The following is a 21626-nucleotide window of genomic DNA, read 5'->3' as shown; positions in this document are numbered from 1 at the left end:
AACAGAAGGAAAATGCAAGGTAAAGGGCTGATTCAATTTTTGGTGATAACGATCACGATCGCGTGTCTCTATTCCCTGTCGTTCACGTTTATAACCCGCAAGGTGGAACGGGAAGCTGCGGCATATGCGAAGGGGGATATGGCGAAAGAGAAAGCATATCTGGATTCGATGGCCGGCGAGGTCGTGTATAACTTGGGGATTGCCAAGTATACCTACCGGGAGGCCAAGGGAAATGAAATCGCGTTGGGGCTGGACCTGAAGGGCGGTATGAATGTGACGATGGAAGTATCGTTGAAGGAATTGGTCCGCAACCTGGCTAATAACCCCAAAGACGAATCGTTTAACAAGGCGTTGGACAATGCCGAGATGCGGAGCAGAAATAGCCAAAGCGGCTATGTAAACCTATTTGCGGAGGAGTTCAAAAAGCTTAGTCCAAACACCTCATTAGCGAGTTTCTTTGCTACCAAAGACAACACCGCACTCATCAGTCCCAATAGCACCGACGCGCAGGTACAAAGCTTCCTTCAACGCGAGGCCACTAACGCCATCGACAATTCGTTTAAGGTGTTGCGCACCCGTATCGATAAATTCGGCGTGACGTCGCCCAATATCCAATTACAGCAAGGAACCAACCGCATTCTGATTGAGCTGCCCGGTGTGAATGATCAGCAACGCGTGCGTAAACTATTGCAGGGCTCAGCAAAATTGGAGTTCTGGGAAACGTATGACAACATGGAGATCTATCCGATGTTGGAAAACGTGAATGCCACGTTGGCGTCTACGCTGAAAAGTGCCGAAAAAGAGCAGGTAATCGATGCGGATACCGCCAGCGCGGATAGTACCGGTGCTGGCCTGCTGGCTACCCTTGGCGCAAATCAGGACTCCGTGGCTGCTGATTCTGCTGACAGCCAATTGTTGGCGCAAAACCCGCTTTTCAACGTATTGCGGCCCGCTACCGCGATGGGGCCAAATAACCAACCGGTATTAGCGCCGGGACCCATTGTCGGGTATGCGCAGCTCCGGGATACCGCTAAGGTAAACCGTTACCTCGAAAACCCGGTCGTTAAACAGGTTATCCCCGGCAACGTGAAGCTGCTGTGGGGCGTAAAACCCAATCCCCAAGCACCGGAGCAATTGGAACTTTATGCCGTCAGGCCGACCGGTGCAGATGCTGGTCCGGTATTAAGCGGCAATGTGATCACTGATGCCAAGGACGATTTCGATCAGCAATCGAACAATCCGATGGTGACCATGTATATGAACAGTGAGGGTGCTCGGGAATGGCGCCGGATTACGGCCGCTGCGGCCGCTGATCCGAATAACAAACAATCCATTGCGATCGTACTGGACGGCGTGGTGTACTCCGCCCCCACTGTACAAGGCGAAATCCCCAACGGGATATCGCAGATCACCGGCAATTTCACCATCGAAGACACAAAGGACTTGGCCAATGTGCTGAAAGCGGGCCGTCTTCCGACGACCGCGAAGATCGTGGAAGAAGCCGTGGTAGGCCCTACCCTCGGCCAAGCGGCCATCGATGCCGGCATTAATTCTTCTGTCATCGGGTTGTTGATCGTGCTGCTGTTCATGATTTTCTACTACAACCGTGCAGGCATGGTGGCAAACATTGCCGTGATTTTCAACGTGTTCTTCCTGATGGGGGTCATGGCTTCGCTCAACGCTGTGCTTACCCTGCCCGGTATCGCCGGTATCGCCCTTACGCTGGGTACCGCTGTAGATGCCAACGTCTTGATCTATGAACGGATACGGGAAGAGATCGGCACGGGCAAATCCATCCGGCAGATCATCGCCGATGGATATAAGCATGCCATGCCATCCATCCTCGATTCTCAGATAACGACCTTCCTCATGGGGGTGATCCTCTTCTTTTTCGGAAGCGGTCCGATCCTCGGGTTCGCCACGACATTGATGATCGGTATCGTTACATCGTTATTTACCTCTATCTTCATCAGCCGGTTGGTTTTCGAGTGGATGCTTAAAAAGGGTTGGGAGATCAAGGTGTCGAATCCCTGGAGCGCGAACACCCTCAAGAACGCCCGGTACGCATTTGTCAAAAACCGGAAGAAGGTCTATTTAGCCTCCGCGATATTCATCCTCATCGGTATCGTTTCCATTTTCACAAAAGGATTCAGCCTCGGCGTCGACTTTCAGGGTGGACGCACCTACACCGTGCGGTATGAAAAACCCATCGATCTGGAACAAATACGGGAAAACCTGAACGAAACGTTCAACCTCACTACCGAGGTAAAGATCTACGGTGCCGAGAGCCAAGTACGGGTCACCACCACATACCTGATCGATGACGTCAACGATGAAGCCGATCAGGACGTGCTGGCTAAACTGAATGAGGGGCTTTCGAAGATCCAGGGAAATGGCTATGAGATCCTGAGCTCCCAGAAAGTGGGACCAACCATCGCCAATGACATCAAGACCAGGGCGGTTTATGCGGGTATATTCTCGGTCATTGTCATCGCCCTCTACATCTTCATCCGCTTCCGCAAATGGCAATACAGTTTGGCTGCGGCCATCCCGACCATTCACGATGCGACGATCATTATCATCCTGTTTTCCCTGCTGGATGGTATCGTACCCTTCTCGCTCGATATCGACCAGCACTTCGTGGCCGCCATCCTGACGGTGGTCGGCTACTCGGTAAACGATACGGTGGTCGTGTTCGACCGCCTGCGGGAATACCTCGGCATGTCGAAGCGGAAAAACGAAGACATCGGCGAAACGGTAAACATGGCCATCAACGATACGCTCAGCCGTACCGTCGTGACTTCATTGACGGTCATGTTCGTCATGGCCATCCTATTCATCTTCGGCGGGGAGGTCATCCGTGGTTTTTCATTCGCCATTTTGATCGGTATCATCGTCGCGACGTACTCTTCCATCTTCTTGGCCGCTCCGCTGATGGTTGATCTACAACCGAAATCACGCAAATCCGACAGCAAGCAAACGGACTCACCAACGCCTACGGTACCAAAACCTGCTAAAGTGTAGTGACGAACCAGGCGTTGCCTGAAACCGATACATACAAAAGCCTGCAATCGTGTGATTGCAGGCTTTTTGCTTAACGGGGTCGGCACCTAGCGTTTTGCCAACACATGTTCCTTGCCCCATACCGCCATTTCGTCAAACACCGACGAGAGACTTTTGCCTAAGTCCGTCAGCGAATACTCTACACGGGGAGGAATTTCCTTGTATTGCTTCCGCACAATCAATCCATCTTTTTCCAATTCTTTCAGTTGCTCGGTCAGCACCTTTCTTGAAATGCTTGGAATCCGCACGGCGATTTCGCCAAAACGCCTTGTCCCGAAGGTGAGATTATACAAGATGATCGGTTTCCACTTCCCGCCAATGAGTTCAAGCATTGCGGTGACCGGACATTCGAAATTTTCCTGCAAATCAGCCATGTTAGTTACCCCTTCGTTACTACTTTTTGCCCGTTACCCAAAGGTAACAAGTTACATATTAAAACTATTATTAGTTTATTTGTGAAACAAATGTAATTCATTCATTTCAAAAATTCAAAAAGTTATGATTTTAGTAACAGGAGCAACCGGACATCTAGGTTCAGCAACGATCGCGCATTTGCTGAAAAATACAAACCCTAACCAACTAGCGGCGTTCGCGCGCGATGGAAACAAAGCAACAGACCTGAAACAAAAAGGGATTGACGTTCGCATCGGTAGCTTTGACGACACCGCTTCGCTTGATCAAGCCATGCAGGGTATCGATAAGGTGTTGTTGATCTCCGGCACCGACCCGCAGCGCTTGCAACAGCACCGCAATGTGGTGGATGCAGCTAAAAAAGCAGGTGTCAGCCACCTTGCCTATACCAGTGTTTCGGTCAAGGATGTCAATACATCAGCCATCAAGGTGTTAATGGAAACGCATTTTCAAACAGAAGACTACATTAAGGAAAGTGGACTGGCTTATACGTTTTTGCGCAATACGCTTTATACCGATGGAATACCGATGTTTGTAGGCGAAAACGTCTTTGAAACAGGAATTGCGCTTCCTGCTGGAAATGGAAAGGTGCCGTACGCCCTTCGCAGCGAAATGGGTGAAGCAGCTGCCAATGTGTTGTTGCAAAACGGACACGAAAACAAAACCTACGAAATTACGGGTAACGATTTGTATTCATATGCGGATGTGGCTAAGGTGCTTACTGAATTGTCGGGCAAAACCGTCACCTATACGGATGTCGATGCTGCCGCATTATCAGCACAGTTGAAACAAGCCGGGGTGCCCGAATTTGTGGTGTTCCTGGTAACAGGTTTTGCTACTGACACGAAGAATAATCAGTTTGAAATCGTAAGCGACGACTTAGCGAACCTACTCGGACGACAACCGACTTCGCTAAAAGACGGCTTAAAAGCCATTTATCAGTTGTAGGCCCGAAAGCGGTCTTCCGTATGCAAGGGCTGACGTTCCATATCGACGTCAGCTTTTTTTGGATGTAACGTACCGCTGATGCTGGATTTTTGAAGGTATTGAATTACCTTTATGGGCACCAACAGAAAAAGGAATGGATCAACGGGTTACCCTACTGATATCAATCGCATGGCTTGGCACATGCGCATCGTGCCGCCAACCGGAGCAGAAGGCTACGCATGCCCTTGCTGACCTCGCACCCATTGAAGAGGCCATACTGCATGACACGGCAAGCTTCTATCATATTGACGTAGCTGCTTATCCAGCTGATGATGGAGCGCTTCCGATCGGCGTATTCGACTCTGGTACCGGGGGATTGACCGTGTTGGATGCCTTGGTGAGGTATGACGGAAACAACAATGCCACTCAGACCCCCGGGGGGGATCAGGTGCCTGATTTCTCCGGAGAGGGTTTTATCTACTTGGCGGATCAGGCCAACATGCCTTACGGCAATTATCACAGCGAACAAAAGTCTGATCTGTTGGTTGAGCATACGCTCAAAGATGTACACTTTCTCCTTTCTGACCGTTACTATCCCCATGCGAAGTCGCCACAACCGACGGGACGCAAACGGCCGGTCAAAGCCATTGTTATCGCCTGTAACACGGCCACGGCTTATGGCAAGGAAGCGGTGGATCGGTTCATGGAACGCTCGGGCATGACCATTCCCGTGATCGGTGTCATCGATGCGGGCGCACGCGGCGCATTGGCCGTTTTTGGGCAGGATGAAAGCGGTTCCATCGGCGTGTTCGCTACCGTGGGGACGATTGCCTCCAAGGGATACGAGAAGACACTGATGCGGATAAAGGCCGAATCAGGGCATACCGGTGATATCCAGGTGTATAGCCAAGGCGGACATGGCGTTGCTGAAGCGGTCGACGAGGAACCTGACTTCATTGATCGGAAAGCCCAGACACCCCGCAGCAGCTATCGCGGTCCTGCACTGGACCATGCTTCCTACGCCATTGATAAAAGTTTATTGGGCGCCTATGGGTTTGACTTCTCAGGCAACAAGATGCTTTGCGATCGCGAATCGGCGTTGGATTGCACCATCATGCAGCTGAACGATACGGAAAATTACGTACGCTATTACCTGGTATCACTGCTGGAGCAAATGCGTCAGCGACCGGATGCGAAACCACTGAAAGCACTGCTCCTCGGATGTACGCATTATCCTTATCTCACCGATAAGATCGAACAAGTGCTGCATGAATTGTATCATTACCGGCAAGATGGCCAACACCGCTACCGGCACCTGATGGCTGCGGACATTGCTATTATCGATCCGGCGGAGAATGTAGCCCATGAGCTTTATGCTTACCTCAACGACCGAAAACTGTTCAACCCATCGGGCGATATCGCGCACAGCGAATTTTACATCAGTGTCCCCAATACGGACAACAGTGGTGTGAAGACGGAACAAGGCGGGCATTTCACTTACGACTACAAATACGGCCGCCACGCGGGTGATATACAAGAATATGTCAAAGTCGTCCCCTTCGATCCGTCCAACATTCCGGCAGCGACCGTTGAGCGGATGAAGACCGCCATCCCGCAAACGTTTAATCTCATTGAGGCGCTGCAACGATAGAAAATCTGGCCAAATGTAACGCTTCCGATGAAATACGGGCTTTGGGGCGAATTATTGACTAAATAACAAGGCCTTTTGATACATTTTTTTAACTTTGGACCGGCAATAGCTAACCGAAGTAAATGTAACGTCATTTGCACTAAGCACTAATAATTGCCCTCGTAGGATAATTTACCGTATATGGCAGATTATTTGGTGAAGAATCGTTACACTAAGCCCTTTATCGCTGTATATACTTAAGTTACTCATGTTTTCAACGAATAATAGATGAAGTTACACACAAAGATTTTCATTGGTATGCTATTCGGCATCGTTGCCGGATTGATTGTTAAAAACCTCGGACTATCATCAGAAACACTTTCCACGATCGTAAAATGGGTAGAACCCATCGGAAAAATATTCATGAACCTCATCTTCATGATGGTCATTCCGCTCATCCTTTCGGCGTTGATCTTGGGTATCGCCGAAATCGGCGACGTGAAGAAATTGGGACGCATGGGGGGGCGACTGCTGCTCTATACCATCGTGGTCAGTTTTGTCGCAGTGCTGATCGGGGTGACCATGGTCAATGTCTTCAATCCCGGCAAAACCATTTCCACGGATACCCGCGAATACCTGATCAATCAATTCGGTGCCGAAGCAGCCAAAGCGAAGGTGCAGGCCCAGGCCATCGAAGCGGACGAACGGACGGTCGGCGACATTATTGCGCAGATCATTCCCCGAAATCCGTTTGAAGAGATGGTCAATGCGTTTAATTCAGGTCACACCGGAGGCGGACTGCTCTCGGTCATGGTTTTTGCACTGGTTTTCGGCGTAGCCATGGCTTCGGTAGACGAGGAAAAGACCGCCACGTTGAAACGTTTCCTCGAAGGGTTGTACGAAGTGGTGATCAAGGTCATCGGCTATGCCATGGCCCTGGCGCCTTACGGTGTCGCTGCGCTGCTTTTCAACATGGTATTGAACGTCGGTGCGGACTTCCTGGTGTCTTTGCTGTGGTACGTGCTCATTGTATTAGGTGCTTTGGCAATACATCAGTTTGTTGTCTACTCCGTTATCCTGAAATACTTCGCCAACCGCAATCCGATACAGTTTATGAAAGACATGGGTGAAGTGACCCTTACTGCGTTTTCTACCAGCTCCAGCAACGCTACCCTACCCACGGCCATCCGGGTCAGCGTCGAGAAGCTGAAGATACCGAAACCCATCGCCCACTTCGTGCTGACCATTGGCAGCACGGGCAACCAAAACGGCACGGCATTATTCGAAGGGGTCACCGTGCTTTTCCTGGCCCAGGTTTTCAACGTGGACCTATCCTTGGGATCGCAGATCACCGTGGTACTGCTTTGCATATTGGCCGGCGTTGGCACCGCGGGCGTCCCCGGCGGCTCATTACCCGTCATCGTTACGATCCTCGTGTCCATCGGCGTACCGGGCGAAGCCATCGCCCTTATTTACGGTGTCGACCGGATATTGGACATGTCGCGCACCACCCTCAATGTCAATGGCGACATCACGGCCGCTGCCTATATTCAGCATGTGGAGCAAAAAGCAGGTAGGCTCCATTCCGAAAAATAGCCGGTTCATACCGATTGTCGACATAATCTCCTTTTAATACACCCCGTTTTACAAAGCAAGTCTACTGACTTGCTTTTTTTACTTATTATACTTATATTTGTCATACTAATTATTATTGTACTAATGGAACAATACAACGCCTACTCCCTCCTCTTGGAGCGCACTGCCCGGCGAGTGAAACAATACGCGCAATACCAGTTTACCTGCCGGGAATTTGGCATTACCGTAGATCAATGGGCCATTTTGAAAAACCTGAAACAGCACGCCGATCTATCTCAAAAGGAGCTGGCCGATTATTGTGACAAAGACCAGCCGACCCTCTCCCGTATCGTCGACCTGTTGGTCAGCAAGAAACTGGTGGAGCGCAGGATCCACCCGTCAGACAGGAGGAGTTTCGTGGTGCACCTGACGCCGGAGGGCGATCGCAAAATAGAAGCGCTGTCAGCCAATATTAACGAAATCCGCATGCAGGCATGGAAAAACCTTGATGAAACAGACTTCGGACACCTAAAACGCATATTGGATACGATATATAACAATTTGGAAATCAGATGATGGACTCAAAAAATAGTGACGCGAACACCCGAAAGCTCACGGCTGACGGCAAAATAACAACCGATATCTGCATCATCGGTGCCGGTCCGGTAGGGTTGTTTGCCGTGTTTGAGGCAGGATTGCTCAAAATGCGGTGCCACCTCATTGATGCGCTGCCCCAGGTAGGCGGGCAACTCTCCGAAATCTACCCGCATAAGCCGATATACGATATACCCGGCTATCCCGCGGTCAATGGGCAGGAGCTGATTGATAACCTCCTGGAGCAGATCAAGCCTTTCGACCCCACGTTTACGCTGGGCGAACGGGTGGAAACGCTGGAGCGGCAGCCCGATGGATCTTTTTTGGTCATCAGCAATGCCGATACGGCTATCCACGCCCAGGTCGTCGTCATCGCCGGCGGACTGGGATCCTTCGAACCCCGTAGGCCGGAGATTCCACGATTAGCCGATTTTGAGGGCAAAGGGGTCAATTATATGGTCAAAAATCCCGAGCTTTACCGCGACAAACGGGTGGTGATCGCCGGAGGTGGCGACTCGGCGCTGGACTGGACGGTGTTTTTGAGTGATATTGCCAAAGAAGTGACGCTGGTGCATCGGAGCGATAGTTTCCGGGGGGCACCCGATTCTGCCGAAAAGGTTTTCAGCCTCGCCGAAAGCGGAAAGATCAGGCTGTTGCTGCAAAGCAACCTGCACAGTGTACACGGCAATGGCGCGCTGCGTCAAGTAGGGATCTTGGACAAGGAGAAAAAGGAAACGTTACTAGAAACGGACCACCTCATTCCACTATTCGGGTTGAGTCCGAAGCTGGGGCCCATCGCCCATTGGGGGCTTAATATTGATAAGTCGGCCATCGCCGTAGACACTGTCGACTATTCCACCGGAGTGGAGCGGGTGTATGCCATTGGCGACATCAACACCTATCCCGGCAAGTTGAAGCTGATCCTTTGCGGCTTCCACGAGGCGGCATTGATGGCCCAGAGCGCGTTTAAGTACGTGCATCCGGCAGAACGGTTGAGCTTCAAGTACACCACGGTGAATGGGATAAACGCTTTTTAAGTTGATCAGCTATGAACGAAGATATTCACATCACGATCGAAACCGGAAGCGGTGATGTCCGGCAGTTGGCCATCCCCGATGGTATCAACCTGAGTCTGATGGAGGTGCTCAAGGCTTCCGAATACGATATCCTGGCCACCTGTGGTGGCATGGCCCTGTGCGCCACTTGCCGCATCCAGGTGATCGAGGGCCATGAAAAGCTCGATCCGGTCAGCGATGCGGAACTGGACATGCTCGACACCCTGCCGGACGCCGACGACCAAAGCCGGTTGGCTTGTCAGATCCGGCTGACACCTTCATTGGACGGACTGAAAATACGGGTGTTTGGAAACAATTGAGCATACCATCCGTTCATTATGAAAGAGAAGGATCATCAAAAATCAAAAAACATCATAAAAAAACGCATTGACCATGAATATGCAACACAGCAAGAGATTTCCCAGGGTAGTCATTATCGGTGGCGGGTTTGGCGGCATAGAAGTGGCCAAGAAACTCAAAAACAAGGAGGTCGATGTGCTCCTGCTCGACCGCAATAATCACCACACTTTCCAGCCGTTACTCTATCAGGTGGCCACCGGTACGTTGGATGCCCCGTCCATCGCTTTTCCGCTGCGCAAAATGTTCCGGAAGCAAGAAAACTTCACCTTCCGCGTAGCAGACGTCAAGCACATCGACGCCGAAAACAAAGTACTCGACACGGACATCGGATCCATCAGCTACGATTACCTCGTCATCGCTACCGGAGCGACCACGAATTTCTTCGGCAATAAAGACTTGGCATACTATGCCATGCCGATGAAAAATGTTCGGGAGGCCGTGAACATCCGAAGTTTCCTGCTCCAAAACATCGAAGAATCCCTGCTGAAAACTACCACAGTGGAACGTGCCCCCTACCTCAACGTGGTGGTCGTGGGCGGCGGTCCTACCGGCGTGGAGCTCTCCGGAGCGATCGCCGAGATCCGAAACCACATCCTGGCCAAAGATTACCCCGAACTCAAAAAGGAAGACATGAATGTCTACCTGGTCGAAGGACTCCCCAAAATATTAGCCAACTTGTCGCCGCAAGCATCCGAAAAAGCCGAGCTATACCTCAACGAACTGGGCGTAAAGGTGATGCTGAACGTGCAGGTGACGGGATACGACGGAGAAGTGATCACCTTTGCCGATGGCAAAAGCATTGAAACCAAAACAGTCCTCTGGTCGGCCGGCGTCATGGGGCAATTTCCATCAGGCATCAGTCCGGATATCGTCGTGCGCGGAAACCGGATTCGCATTGACGACGTCTGCCGTGTCATCGGCATGAACGATGTATTCGCCATCGGCGATGCGGCCGCGATGGTCACCGACGACCTGCCCCGCGGGCATCCGGGCGTAGCGCCCGTCGCCCAACAACAGGGACAACTCCTGGCCAAAAACATCATGCGGATGATCAACGGACAGCCCACTGAACCATTCCGCTATTTCGACAAGGGTTCCATGGCCACCATCGGTCGCAACAAGGCCGTAGTCGATATCGGAAAAATCCGCTTTCAGGGCTTCTTCGCCTGGTGGGTATGGATGTTCGTGCACCTGATGTCGCTCGTCGGCTTCCGCAACCGGGTGGTCACTTTCATCAACTGGACTATCAACTACATTACCTTCAATGCCGGCATACGGCTGATCATCCACAAATACCAGCGCCCCAAGCGCGTAGCGGAGTTCAATGACGCAGAATTGTGATTGGTGAATGTATATTGCGGTCTTCGCGATAAATCGTTAATTTTCGCCATGGACAATAAAAGCATCGCCAAGACCGTCAAACGATACGCCCAGCTCATGGAGCTGCACGGCGAAAACCCTTTTCGCACCAAAGCCATCGCTGCGGCCGCTTTCAAACTGGATAAGCTGCCCTTTGCCATCACCCCGCAGTCCATCGACGCACTCAGTGAAGTACCGGGTATCGGCAACAGTACCGCCCGTAAAATCGAGACCTTGCTCCACAGCGGTACCTTCCCCGAGTTGGACTCGCTCCTAGCCGCCACTCCAGAAGGCATCCTCGAGATGATGTCCATCAAGGGCCTCGGTCCCAAAAAGATACAGATCATCTGGAAGACATTGGGTATCGAAACCCTAGGTGAGCTGTATTACGCCTGCAATGAAAACCGCTTGGTAGAAGCCAAGGGGTTCGGATTGAAAACACAGGAAGAAATCAAGCGGATCATCGAGTTTTCCATCGCCAATCAAGGATGGTTGCTGTACGCCAACGTCGAGAAACTTGCCGAAGAGGTGGCGACGGCCTTGCAGGATCTGTTGCCCGGCGGCCGTAAGATCACTTATGCAGGCGATTTCCGCCGCAAATGCGAAGTGCTCCAGACCGTAGACATCCTCGTAGAGGCTACCTGGAGCGAGCTGACCGCCGCCGCGGCCAGCATCGATACCATTGTCATTCAGGCTACGGAAGACCGGACACGGTTGGAAGCCCAGAACGAGCTAGGCGTCCGGTTTCGTTTGTTGCCAGCCGATTCCGCTTCTTTTTACCGCCAGCTGCTCATCGCTACCGGCTCTGATGGACACCTGCGGCAATTGGATGACCTGCTGGCCGAAGAACAATTGCCCGAGTTTGATTCAGAAGAAGCCATCTATCAGGCACTCGGTTTGTCCTATATCGAGCCCGAATTGCGTGAAGGCACCAACGAAATCGCGTTGGCTAAGGCCCACGCCCTGCCTGCCCTGATCCGCTATGCCGACCTTCGCGGCACATTGCATAACCACAGCACCTACAGCGACGGGGTAAACACCCTCGAAGAAATGGCCCTTTATTGCCGCGATGACCTGCGACTGGAATACCTGGGGATATGCGATCACTCCAAGACTGCCGTATACGCCAAAGGGCTGACCGTGGAACGCGTGCAGGAACAATGGGCCGAGATCGATGCGCTGAATGCCCGGCTTGCCCCCTTCCGCATTTTCAAGGGTATCGAATCTGATATTCTAGGCGATGGATCACTGGACTATCCGGACGAGGTCCTTGCCGGCTTTGATTTTGTGGTGGCCTCCATCCATTCCAACCTCAAGATGGACATCGAAAAAGCCACCAACCGGCTGGTTCGTGCCATTGAAAACCCCTATACCACCATCCTGGGCCACCCTACGGGTCGCTTGCTCCTGAGCCGGTCGGGCTATCCCATCGATTACCAGCGTGTCATCGATGCCTGCGCCGCCAACGGCGTGGTCATCGAAATCAACGCCAATCCCCTGCGGCTTGATCTCGACTGGCGCTGGCACCGCTATGCGATAGAAAATGGCGTTATGCTATCCATCAATCCCGATGCCCACCGCAACAGCGGCTTCCACGACATGCAATACGGGGTATATGTTGCCCGCAAGGGCGGCGTCACCGCTGAAACCTGCCTGAACACCTTTTCTGTCGCACAGCTCGCCGATTATTTTAACCGACGGAAAGAACGTCAATAACCGGGGTTCTGACGCATGGACGGGTTGATCCGCATCTGCGCCTCCGGTATCGGAAACAAAATCTCATGGGGTTCAAACACAAAATCATTGTTAGAGAATGGGATTCCCCCTCGAGAAGTGGTCGGGTCTGCCCTTTCCCTCAATCCATAGTCATTTAGAAATTGTACCAACTCAGCTTCCGGTTTTGTACGCTTCAAATCCAGCCACCGATGATTTTCGAAGGCCAGCTCAATCCTGCGTTCCTTTAACACCGCCTCCCTAAACGCCGCTTGTCCCAAGCCGCTCAATGGGGCCAGACCCGCTCTTTCCCGGATCGCGTTTAAGTGGCCGAAGGCCTCGGAGGTGGGGCCATTTGCCTCATTGATCGCTTCGGCCAACATCAACAGTACATCAGCATAACGGATCACGGGCCAGTTATCGTCCGTGACATTTCTGATGGAGTGCGGATGATTATACTTGTTGATAAACGGGACGGGTACCCATTGCCCCTGCAAGTCGGTATACCCTTCTTGAAGGGAGGGTTCTTTCCGCAGGTCGCCGGGTTCATACGCCGCGATGATATCCAAGGTGGGCGTATTCCATCCCGCTCCCTCTTGTCCGGGAAAATTGATTACCGCTCCGTTCGATTCCCGGGGGGCAAATGTATAAATGAAGCTGCTGTGTACGCCAAAGAGATTTTCGCCTTGATACTGAATATCCCATATGGATTCCGCATGATTTTTATCCGCAGGCTCAAAAACATCGGCATAATCCGGCAATAACAGATATCCCATCCCCAACACCTGGTTTAACGCTTCAATGGCCTCCGGATATTCCTTCCGCGTCAGCCTCACTTTACCCAAGAGGGAAAGCGCCGCACCTTTAGTCACCCGCCCCACGTCACTGCTGGGATAGGATTCCGGCAAAGCGTTTATCGCAACATCCAAATCCGATAAAATCAATTCATAGACGGTCTCGACCGGTTGACGCTCCAACGCAAAAGCCTCCGCCGGCGTCTTCACCGGCTCCGTCACGATGATGACGTCTCCGAAATGCTGCACCAACTGAAAATACAGATAGGCCCGTATCATCCGCATTTCGCCTTCTGCGCGTCGCTTCAATTCTTCCGAGGCATTGGCCTCGGGCAGCCGGGTGATGGTCGTATTGATGTTCACCATGATGCTGTATATGGTATTGTACAAGTTGGCCACATTGGGTGTCGCCGCATTGTATTGCCAAAACTCGATTGCCTCCAACGACGGTCCATTCCCCCGATTGCCCACATTAAAATGCAGCGTGGTGTTATCCGATATGTATTCATTAAACTGCCATTCTTGGTTAAAATGGTCCCTGAGCATGCCGTAAACGCCCGTAAGGGCCTGCTGGATTTCCGCTTCATTCTTATAAAATTCCTCCGCCACCAGCACCGTGGGGTCTGTCTTATTCAGGAAGTCTTCTCCACAGGAAGTCATTGCTACTCCGATGACCGCAATAATGGAATATAATCTCGTATTTTTCATGATTGTTACGGTTAGCCGTTAAAATTTGATGCTTGCTCCCAATGTAAATGTACGCGGCACAGGGTACTTCTCATCGTCCACGCCGATATTGATTCCCTCGCGTTGATTCACCTCCGGATTCGAACCGGGGAAAGCGGTAAACAAAAACAAGTTTTCGGCACTGAAAAAGACCCGCGCATTGGGAATGACCGGATTCTGTGGGATCGTGTAGCCAAAACTGATGTTCCTTAGCCACACATGGCTGGCATCATACACATACCTGGAGTTGGATTCCCGTTGCCACTTCCAGGTATTCGTGGTAGCGCCGGTGCCGTCGCCCGGATTCTCAGCAGATCGCCATCGATTTGCAGCAGATTGCAGCACGTTAAATACGCCATCCATGTTCATCGTGGTGGCTTCGATGTTTCGAAACACATCGTAGTTGAACGCTCCGGTAAACAGAACATTGAAATCAACCCTTTTGTAGTCACCCCCTAATGTCAAATTGATGACGTAGTCCGGATGAGGGTTCCCGATTTCTATCATATCCTGCTGGTCATACGAGATGACACCGTCTCCATTCGCATCGTAAAACTTATATGTCCCCGGTATCGCGCCATCCTGCTCCGGCCAGGCACCTATTTCGTCCTCCGTGTTGAATATTCCCATCATGCGGAAGCCGTACAGCATGGCCATGGGCCTTCCGATCTTGGAGACATTGTAGGTGCTATACAAACCACCGTTCCATATCTCGTCATTCTCCCCTCTGATTTCCAGCACTTTATTTCTGTTTAATGTAAAGTTTAAATTGCCCCGTAAGTTCAGTTGACCGAGCTCGGTTCGATAGTCCACGGCCAATTCCACCCCACGGTTCCTTACCTTACCGACGTTGTCCAATGAAGAACCAAATCCGGATACGATCGGCATCTCTACCGAAAGCAACATATCCCTGGTCAATCGATTATAATATTCTGCCGTGAATATCAATCGACTGCCGAACAACGCCAGATCTAAACCGATATCTGTTTGCTCGGATTGCTCCCAGCCCAAGTTGGCATTGGCGAAATTGAATAACCGTTGACCATCTGCGATATTACCTCCGAAAACATAATTCGATATCGCCATATTGGCGAGGCTGGAATAATTGCCGATGGCATTATTGCCCGTGATTCCGTAACTGGCACGCAATTTAAGATCGGTGATCCAATCGGTCTGAGGCATAAAAGACTCCTCCGACACCCGCCATGCGGCCGATACCGCCGGGAAATTTCCCCACTTGCTATTTGATCCGAATCGGGAACTGCCCTCCCTTCGGAAAGAGGCCGAAAAGAGATACTTATCATCAAATGAATAGTTAGCCCTGACAAAATAGGCGAGCAGGCTCCACGAGTACTCCCCCGAGCTGGAGGTTTGTAGCACCGCGGAGTTCAGGTACCGGTTTACATCATTCGGGAAATCATTGCCATTGCCCTGGAGCCGCTTGAATGTTTCTTCCTGTGCAGTATAGCCGAGCAACGCCTCGAAGCGGTGCTGAGCCACCGTTTTATTATAGGAAAGCAATTGGTCTGCTGCTACATTCAGCACTTTGTCCGCGCGCTGCATCAGGCTTGCCTCCCTTGGTGGAGGTTGATTGGAACCCGCCCCTGCCAAGGTAGAGGGTCTGTATTCTTTTTGCTCTACCTCAATCAATGTCGCATTCACAGAAGTTTTGAATTTGAAATCCTTCAGGAAAGAAAATTCCAGATACCCATTCGTAAGTATATTATTGGTGTTAAGTATACGCTCCATCTCATGCATCTCCTGCACGACGTTAGCCGTGCCGAAGACACCGTTTGTTCCCCCGATGTACGCATTAAACGAGCCGTCTTCATTGTAAACGGGATAGCGGGGATCCGCCCACAATGCCCTGCCCACCAATGCGTCCCTGCCGTCCGTAGGCGCATAGTTTTCGCGGGAACGGGAGCCCGCGATATTCCAACCCATCGAAAGCCAATCGGTGACTTTCCCTTCGGTATTCGCCCGCGCATTAAATCGGTCGAAATCCGTCTTGATTACCGCGCCCTCTTGATTAATGTAGCCTACGGATACCAGCGATCGGATATCTCCTTTCCCGGCGGTAAGCGTAGCATTGTAGTTTTGGAACATCGCATTCTGGTTCATGATCTCGCCAAACCAATCGGTACTGTATTGCGTTTGCTCCGGATACCTGAACTCCTCGGGGATTTCCTCCAGGGTGGGTTCGCGCTGCTCAAAATAACGGATCCTGTCTTCGAAACTTTCTTTTTTGAACCGGGCGAATTCTACGCCGTTCATCATCTTCGTCCTTCTGGAACCGGGGATATTGGCCACCCCTTGGTTGATGACGAAATCGATGCCCACCTTTCCGGATTGGGCGGATTTCGTGGTAACGAGAATTACGCCGTTTGATCCCCTGGCACCATATATGGCCGTCGACGCCGCGTCTTTGAGTATCGTGATGCTTTCGATATCTGCAGGATTAAGGTTCTGCCCCAACGACGTTCCAATCGGGAAGCCATCTACCACAAATAAGGGTTGACTTCCGGCCCCTAGGGAGCCTAACCCCCTGATCGTGATCTCCATCTCCTCTCCCGGCCTACCGGAACGTTGCCTGACCTGAACGCCCGCCGCCTGGCCCTGCAGCAGTCGGGAAGTATTAGTGGTCGGCACGTCTCCTACCTGCTCCATGTTGACAACAGAAATGGCGGACGTGATATCTGCACGCCTTTGCGAACCGTAGCCCACCACGACCACCTCCTCCAGTGCCTGTTCGAGCGGCCGGAGACGGATCGTGAGTGTTCGATTTTCATTCACGTTGATCGTATGCTCTTCATAGCCTACGTGTCTAAATACCACCGTGGCGCCCGGTTGGGCATCCAGTGTGAACCGGCCCTGCGCGTCTGTTGACGTGGCCCCTGCCGAATCACCCAATGACACGGATACACCCGAGATCGGCGTAGCGGTCACCGAGTCAATGACCGTGCCTGTCAAGGACACCTGCGCCCCAGCTGGGATCCATGGAAAAGCTAGCCCCAATGCGAGGAGTAAGGTGAGTCGATGCAGTTTTCGGATGGGATTAATCTGTTTCATAATATAGTTTGGATTTTTACGTCTGCATTGCGGTACATTACCCACATGGACTTGTCGGCAAGTGTTATACTATTGGTTAGTTTTACGTAGCCTATTTTCAAAAGTAAGCAGGGCCATACCGGTTTGGAATGGAGCTTTTGGCATTTAGCATGCAAATTTTGATACGTGCTTCGACAGTGTTTTCCACACCATGTCGCTAAGCCCCTGAGGAGTAGGACTTTTTGTAAGCCAATGGCGAGACACCTGTTTTCTCCTTAAAAAATTTCGAGAAATAGCCTTCCGATTCGAAGTTCAGGTCGTATGCGATCTCCTTGACCAGTTTATCCGTATACAGCAAGAGGTGTTTTGCCCGGTCTACTTTCAGCTGCAATAAATATTGACCCGGGGCGATGCCCGTGTGTTTTTTAAAAACTTTGCGAAACAAAGAATAACTCATTTTTAGCTGATCCGCTATTCCCTCCATGGTGACGTCGGTTTCGGCGCTTTCACGCAGCATTGCCGTCGCCTTTTGGACGAGGCGTTGGTGATCTCCGTTGTTTTTAGCAAGCGCCTGTTGCTTGGATACCGAATAAATCATCCCCAGCAGATACAATACACAGCCGCTTACCAGCGGTTGGTAGCCGGGCAGCTCGCATCGGGTATAGCTGATGATGTCTTGGTATAACCGGATGATATCCGGCTTCACGCCCGTAAAAAGTACAGGGTTCTTTTTCGTGAAAAAGGAATGTTTGATCAGGTTATCCGCAATATTACCGCTGAAACCGACCCAATATTCAATCCACCCGGTGGTGCCGTGTGGTTTGTAGCGGTGCCATTCATCCGGGAAGAGCAAGATGATCGAACCCTCGTCAATGGTGATCACGCCGCCTTTGGTCGATTCGAAGATGCCGCTGCCGGCCGAGATGTATATCAGCTGGTATTCTTGTAGGATCCTGCCTTGCTCCCATTTAAATTGGTAGGGCGTGGGGTGCTGCTCATTCGGATAAGCGCAAGCACCCGGTATGGCTCCATATCCTACATTGAGCAGGGTCAACCCCCATTTTTCATCGGCATTACTGGTTGGCAGATACTTGTGGTAACTTTCCATCAGCGACGAATATAACTAAAATGGCTAACCATTAGGTAAAATCGGCAGCAGTTGGCAATCGTTTCAACAAATAAAGCACCTACGGAAAAACCGCAAGTGCTTTCGAGTATTCGGGTGGAAGGACATACTGATGTCGACGGAATTTATCAACGATTTGATGCGTCTGGCTAATATGAGGGCGAAAATGATGGAGCTTGATCCGCAACTTCCAGCTACAAGATTGGCTTCTAGCATGTTTTTTCCGCATGCATTTAATTGAATTAATTTTATCCCTAGTAGAGAAGATGAATTAACTCTACTAGGGATTTTTCATTTACTTTTATGACTACTAGATAAGTTAAAATGTTGGAACCAGACAGAGCCGTACTAAACATGATCGATATTATCGAAAACGGCAAAACACCCTATAAATTAATCACCACTGAAAAGGGGTTGGCAATAGATTCAAAGTTTCAAATCGAGGATAGTAATAATTTCAAACTCAATTTCACCCTGCAACCTGATGAACAAAAGAAAGGTATTGATTTAAATTATTTTTTTCAAAGACCATTTGCTTTGGTTACAGACGGGATGATTATCCATATAAAAAACGTTGACGTACTAAAAGGGTCAAGAGGTCTTCAAGAGGACACTCCATGTAATTTTGATATTGAAATTAAGTCATTTAGAGGTGACGTAGATGACAGTATCTGGAAGCAATCAAGACAAAAAGCTTATATAAAGTATAGTAAAGCTAAATTCAATCCTTACTCGTCAGGATTAATTTTTGATTTGAAAACACATAAAGAAGACAATGGCTTTTTTAATGCTGTAGCGCTTAAAGTTGGGAAGGTTGATTTTTTATTTTATCATGAGGCTATTGATGCGGATAATGGTTATTTCATTATTAATCCTAATGGTCAAATTGATTTCGATCAATTTGAAACCATTGTAGATGCAGTGATAACCGCCTATGGCTTTCTCAATGGTTTTTACATGCGTAGCATGATTTACTATTTTACCGTGAAAAAGGTGGAAAATAAAGATAGGATTTCCTTTTATTATGAGAATTTTGATTCCGCCATACTTTCCGACAAACCTATAATGGACTCTGGCCATTATGCAGATGTCCCTAGAGAACAAAGGCAATTGACCAGTATACAATTTAATAAATTGGTAAACCTATTGTATCATGATAAAGAATACTTACGTTCGGCCTATCTACTGATTGAAGCCAGTACCTTAAAAGGTTGTTCTCAAGCATCATTGGGTGCGGTAGCTCTTGAGACAATCACTAGAAAGATTCAGGAAAAAAACTCAGCAGAAAAAATTATTGATGATAAAACGGTTTCAAGGGGGCTGCTTTACGATTTGAACAAAGTGATCAAGAAATACGCAGATCGTCTGAAAAAAGATCAGCTGACCATGTTGACCAATAAAATTAACATCATTAATAATAAGCCAAATTCCAGTAAACTAACTTCGGCATTTGATCAAATGGGCATCATACTGGACGTGGAAGAAAAGGAATGCATCAACAGCCGCAACCTTTTTCTCCATGGCAACCTACCCCGTAATAAAAATACGATTTTAAATGACCAGGAATTACTTAGTATACTGGCAAACCGCCTGGTCATGCTGAGCTCCATGCTAATACTGAAATTAGTAGGATATGATGGCAACGTAATAGACCGCGGAATGACGGAAGTAATTAAATGGCGGATGATCCACGCTGGACAAAGAGTTGGAGGTGGTAGTTGCCTGCGAAATATTGCCAGTCCTGATAAATCGTAAGCTGAGATCAGGATTAACTGTATATGGATTTAAAAATGGTTAACTTTCCCTATGAATAAAAAGAGAAATGTTATCCTATTTGGTGCCGGGGCAGTGATTGATTGGGGCGGTCCAAAAACACCAGACCTGACTAAACTTATCAGGGAACGAGGATTTTATACCAAGGATAGCAAAACCCGTATTACAGATTTTATTTATAAAAAGCTTCTCGAAGTGCCGGGTTATGATGAGGCAGATATAAATTTTGAAACCATTATAAATGTTATTGAAGAGTTGATTGTCTACTATGCCAACCACGGTCTGCGTAAGAAAGTACCGGCATTGATGAAACCATTTTTCAATATTAACTTCGAAAACGAGATCTTGAATTTTTCTATTATCGGCGGTGAGGCCAAACAATTATACAAACTGCATATACCTGGAAAAGATGATGAATGGGCAATCATGAACCACGGACAGGAAACGCCTGAACAGTTCTTTCTGCAACAACTTCTTGCCCATTTACTTACAGATATTACCATAGAAATTGAGCACTATGCTTACCATACAGCCAGCAAAACCAATGTGCTTACCGAACAGAATGCTGAGATTAACAAGCTTTTTCAGGATTGGGTAAATCTTATCAACGGTAACGATGTGTTGCGGATGTACACGCTTAACTATGATAGAAACTTTAAAATATTGTTGGCACAGTCGCCCTACAAGTATGAAATTTTTGAAGGATTCGATTGTGGGGATGTTGTTGGTTATACCGATCAGTTAAGACCGCAGGCCAGGCGGATACTTGAAGATCAAGATTCGCATACACATTATAATCTTCATGGCAGCGTGTTTTGGCGTGTCAGAGCATTAAACCAATATCAATTGGAATTGCCAGAGTTTTATTTAGCCTGTGGTGCCTATTTAGAACAAAACACCGACGAATTTCCAACTTTTCAAAGCGAAAAAGGCAAGACGGTTTTCTTAACGAATTTCATCACCGGTTACCAGAAAACTCAAAGAGCTATATTCTCTCCTTTTAAGCAAATGCAAGCTGCATTTGACAGGGATTGTATATTCTGTGATAAACTGATCATCGTCGGTTACTCTTTTGGCGACGAACATATCAACTCCAGTATCAGGACAGCCTTGCAAGAAAACAGTAATATACAAATCGAAATAATTGATCCCTCGTTTAAGAAGAATGAATTTGACCTGATGGTTATGCTTAAAATCTTTGCAGCTTCCGATCAGATGCGTGCCGGTTTTCCTACAAACATATCTGAAAATGTACATGGCTTTCTTAATGGTACGGTCACTGTGCACGCAAAGACGTTCAACCAATATATGACCGATACATTGAACGCAAAATTTAGCTTTAGCAGGTTGAGAAATCAAAAGACTGGGTAAAAAGACTATTACTTTAAGGAGATTTGAGAGTGTAACTTAAACTGTGTCACTGGATAACCGGATAAAAAATAATAAATTCGAATATCCAAGTGACATGTTAA

15 protein-coding genes are annotated in these 21626 nt (G+C 49.3%); 11 read left to right on the top strand and 4 right to left on the bottom strand.

Annotated features, from left to right (window positions below):
• Window positions 1-12 precede the first annotated feature (12 nt).
• Window positions 13-3024, top strand: coding sequence for a protein translocase subunit SecDF (gene secDF, locus ACMGDE_RS15445; protein WP_436833721.1), 3012 nt, complete (start codon window positions 13-15; stop codon window positions 3022-3024).
• Window positions 3025-3110: 86 nt separating this feature from the next.
• Here secDF and ACMGDE_RS15440 read toward each other — a convergent pair whose 3' ends face one another.
• Complete coding sequence (locus tag ACMGDE_RS15440) at window positions 3111-3437, bottom strand: winged helix-turn-helix transcriptional regulator (RefSeq protein WP_436833720.1); 327 nt, start codon at window positions 3435-3437, stop codon at window positions 3111-3113.
• 124 nt (window positions 3438-3561) lie between these two features.
• Here ACMGDE_RS15440 and ACMGDE_RS15435 point away from each other — a divergent pair, with 124 nt between their 5' ends.
• The 8 genes from ACMGDE_RS15435 to ACMGDE_RS15400 all read left to right on the top strand — a co-directional run bounded on the left by ACMGDE_RS15435 (window position 3562) and on the right by ACMGDE_RS15400 (window position 12690).
• Window positions 3562-4422, top strand: coding sequence for an SDR family oxidoreductase (locus ACMGDE_RS15435; RefSeq protein WP_436833719.1), 861 nt, complete (start codon window positions 3562-3564; stop codon window positions 4420-4422).
• A 133-nt stretch (window positions 4423-4555) separates the two neighbouring features.
• Window positions 4556-6052: a glutamate racemase gene (locus ACMGDE_RS15430; RefSeq protein WP_436833718.1), complete on the top strand. Its 1497-nt coding sequence runs from the start codon at window positions 4556-4558 to the stop codon at window positions 6050-6052.
• A gap of 267 nt (window positions 6053-6319) precedes the next feature.
• On the top strand, window positions 6320-7627 hold the full coding sequence (locus ACMGDE_RS15425) for a dicarboxylate/amino acid:cation symporter (RefSeq protein WP_436833717.1): 1308 nt from the start codon (window positions 6320-6322) through the stop codon (window positions 7625-7627).
• A gap of 123 nt (window positions 7628-7750) precedes the next feature.
• Window positions 7751-8182 carry a MarR family winged helix-turn-helix transcriptional regulator gene (locus ACMGDE_RS15420; protein WP_436833716.1) on the top strand — a complete coding sequence of 144 codons (432 nt, stop codon included), beginning with the start codon at window positions 7751-7753 and terminating at the stop codon, window positions 8180-8182.
• Window positions 8182-9237 (top strand): NAD(P)/FAD-dependent oxidoreductase, encoded by a 1056-nt coding sequence (locus ACMGDE_RS15415; RefSeq protein ID WP_436833715.1) that lies wholly within the window; start codon window positions 8182-8184, stop codon window positions 9235-9237. Before ACMGDE_RS15420 ends, ACMGDE_RS15415 begins: the two co-directional genes overlap by 1 nt.
• Window positions 9238-9248: 11 nt before the next feature.
• Entirely contained in the window at window positions 9249-9575 is a 327-nt protein-coding gene (locus tag ACMGDE_RS15410) for a 2Fe-2S iron-sulfur cluster-binding protein (protein ID WP_436833714.1), read from the top strand.
• A 73-nt stretch (window positions 9576-9648) separates the two neighbouring features.
• On the top strand, window positions 9649-10956 hold the full coding sequence (locus ACMGDE_RS15405; RefSeq protein WP_436833713.1) for an NAD(P)/FAD-dependent oxidoreductase: 1308 nt from the start codon (window positions 9649-9651) through the stop codon (window positions 10954-10956).
• 48 nt (window positions 10957-11004) lie between these two features.
• Entirely contained in the window at window positions 11005-12690 is a 1686-nt protein-coding gene (locus tag ACMGDE_RS15400; protein ID WP_436833712.1) for a DNA polymerase/3'-5' exonuclease PolX, read from the top strand.
• Here ACMGDE_RS15400 and ACMGDE_RS15395 read toward each other — a convergent pair.
• The 3 genes from ACMGDE_RS15395 to ACMGDE_RS15385 all read right to left on the bottom strand — a co-directional run bounded on the left by ACMGDE_RS15395 (window position 12684) and on the right by ACMGDE_RS15385 (window position 18363).
• A complete protein-coding gene (locus tag ACMGDE_RS15395; RefSeq protein WP_436833711.1) occupies window positions 12684-14189 on the bottom strand; it encodes a RagB/SusD family nutrient uptake outer membrane protein in 1506 nt (501 codons plus the stop codon). The two genes, ACMGDE_RS15400 and ACMGDE_RS15395, sit on opposite strands and share 7 nt — an antisense overlap.
• A gap of 18 nt (window positions 14190-14207) precedes the next feature.
• The gene (locus tag ACMGDE_RS15390; protein WP_436833710.1) at window positions 14208-17276 is read right to left on the bottom strand and encodes a SusC/RagA family TonB-linked outer membrane protein; all 3069 of its coding nucleotides are present in this window, start codon (window positions 17274-17276) and stop codon (window positions 14208-14210) included.
• A 196-nt stretch (window positions 17277-17472) separates the two neighbouring features.
• Window positions 17473-18363: an AraC family transcriptional regulator gene (locus ACMGDE_RS15385; protein ID WP_436833709.1), complete on the bottom strand. Its 891-nt coding sequence runs from the start codon at window positions 18361-18363 to the stop codon at window positions 17473-17475.
• A gap of 372 nt (window positions 18364-18735) precedes the next feature.
• Between ACMGDE_RS15385 and ACMGDE_RS15380 the strand changes: the two genes are divergently transcribed.
• Together ACMGDE_RS15380 and ACMGDE_RS15375 are read left to right on the top strand one after the other, a co-directional pair.
• Complete coding sequence (locus ACMGDE_RS15380; protein ID WP_436833708.1) at window positions 18736-20136, top strand: hypothetical protein; 1401 nt, start codon at window positions 18736-18738, stop codon at window positions 20134-20136.
• A gap of 51 nt (window positions 20137-20187) precedes the next feature.
• The gene (locus ACMGDE_RS15375; RefSeq protein ID WP_436833707.1) at window positions 20188-21525 is read left to right on the top strand and encodes a hypothetical protein; all 1338 of its coding nucleotides are present in this window, start codon (window positions 20188-20190) and stop codon (window positions 21523-21525) included.
• The last annotated feature ends 101 nt before the right edge of the window (window positions 21526-21626 follow it).

It is taken from the genome of Parapedobacter brassicae, from assembly GCF_051400755.1.
Classification (GTDB): Bacteria; Bacteroidota; Bacteroidia; order Sphingobacteriales; family Sphingobacteriaceae; genus Parapedobacter.
The sequence above is the reverse complement of the archived record's forward strand: the minus strand, read 5'-3'. Positions and strand labels throughout refer to the sequence as shown.

What these genes read in the sequence shown, in the direction of transcription:
- secDF (WP_436833721.1), top strand. Translation starts at nt 13, where the DNA reads ATGCAAGGTAAAGGGCTGATTCAATTTTTGGTGATAACGATCACGATC.
- ACMGDE_RS15440 (WP_436833720.1), bottom strand. Translation starts at nt 3,437, where the DNA reads ATGGCTGATTTGCAGGAAAATTTCGAATGTCCGGTCACCGCAATGCTT.
- ACMGDE_RS15435 (WP_436833719.1), top strand. Translation starts at nt 3,562, where the DNA reads ATGATTTTAGTAACAGGAGCAACCGGACATCTAGGTTCAGCAACGATC.
- ACMGDE_RS15430 (WP_436833718.1), top strand. Translation starts at nt 4,556, where the DNA reads ATGGATCAACGGGTTACCCTACTGATATCAATCGCATGGCTTGGCACA.
- ACMGDE_RS15425 (WP_436833717.1), top strand. Translation starts at nt 6,320, where the DNA reads ATGAAGTTACACACAAAGATTTTCATTGGTATGCTATTCGGCATCGTT.
- ACMGDE_RS15420 (WP_436833716.1), top strand. Translation starts at nt 7,751, where the DNA reads ATGGAACAATACAACGCCTACTCCCTCCTCTTGGAGCGCACTGCCCGG.
- ACMGDE_RS15415 (WP_436833715.1), top strand. Translation starts at nt 8,182, where the DNA reads ATGGACTCAAAAAATAGTGACGCGAACACCCGAAAGCTCACGGCTGAC.
- ACMGDE_RS15410 (WP_436833714.1), top strand. Translation starts at nt 9,249, where the DNA reads ATGAACGAAGATATTCACATCACGATCGAAACCGGAAGCGGTGATGTC.
- ACMGDE_RS15405 (WP_436833713.1), top strand. Translation starts at nt 9,649, where the DNA reads ATGAATATGCAACACAGCAAGAGATTTCCCAGGGTAGTCATTATCGGT.
- ACMGDE_RS15400 (WP_436833712.1), top strand. Translation starts at nt 11,005, where the DNA reads ATGGACAATAAAAGCATCGCCAAGACCGTCAAACGATACGCCCAGCTC.
- ACMGDE_RS15395 (WP_436833711.1), bottom strand. Translation starts at nt 14,189, where the DNA reads ATGAAAAATACGAGATTATATTCCATTATTGCGGTCATCGGAGTAGCA.
- ACMGDE_RS15390 (WP_436833710.1), bottom strand. Translation starts at nt 17,276, where the DNA reads ATGAAACAGATTAATCCCATCCGAAAACTGCATCGACTCACCTTACTC.
- ACMGDE_RS15385 (WP_436833709.1), bottom strand. Translation starts at nt 18,363, where the DNA reads ATGGAAAGTTACCACAAGTATCTGCCAACCAGTAATGCCGATGAAAAA.
- ACMGDE_RS15380 (WP_436833708.1), top strand. Translation starts at nt 18,736, where the DNA reads ATGATCGATATTATCGAAAACGGCAAAACACCCTATAAATTAATCACC.
- ACMGDE_RS15375 (WP_436833707.1), top strand. Translation starts at nt 20,188, where the DNA reads ATGAATAAAAAGAGAAATGTTATCCTATTTGGTGCCGGGGCAGTGATT.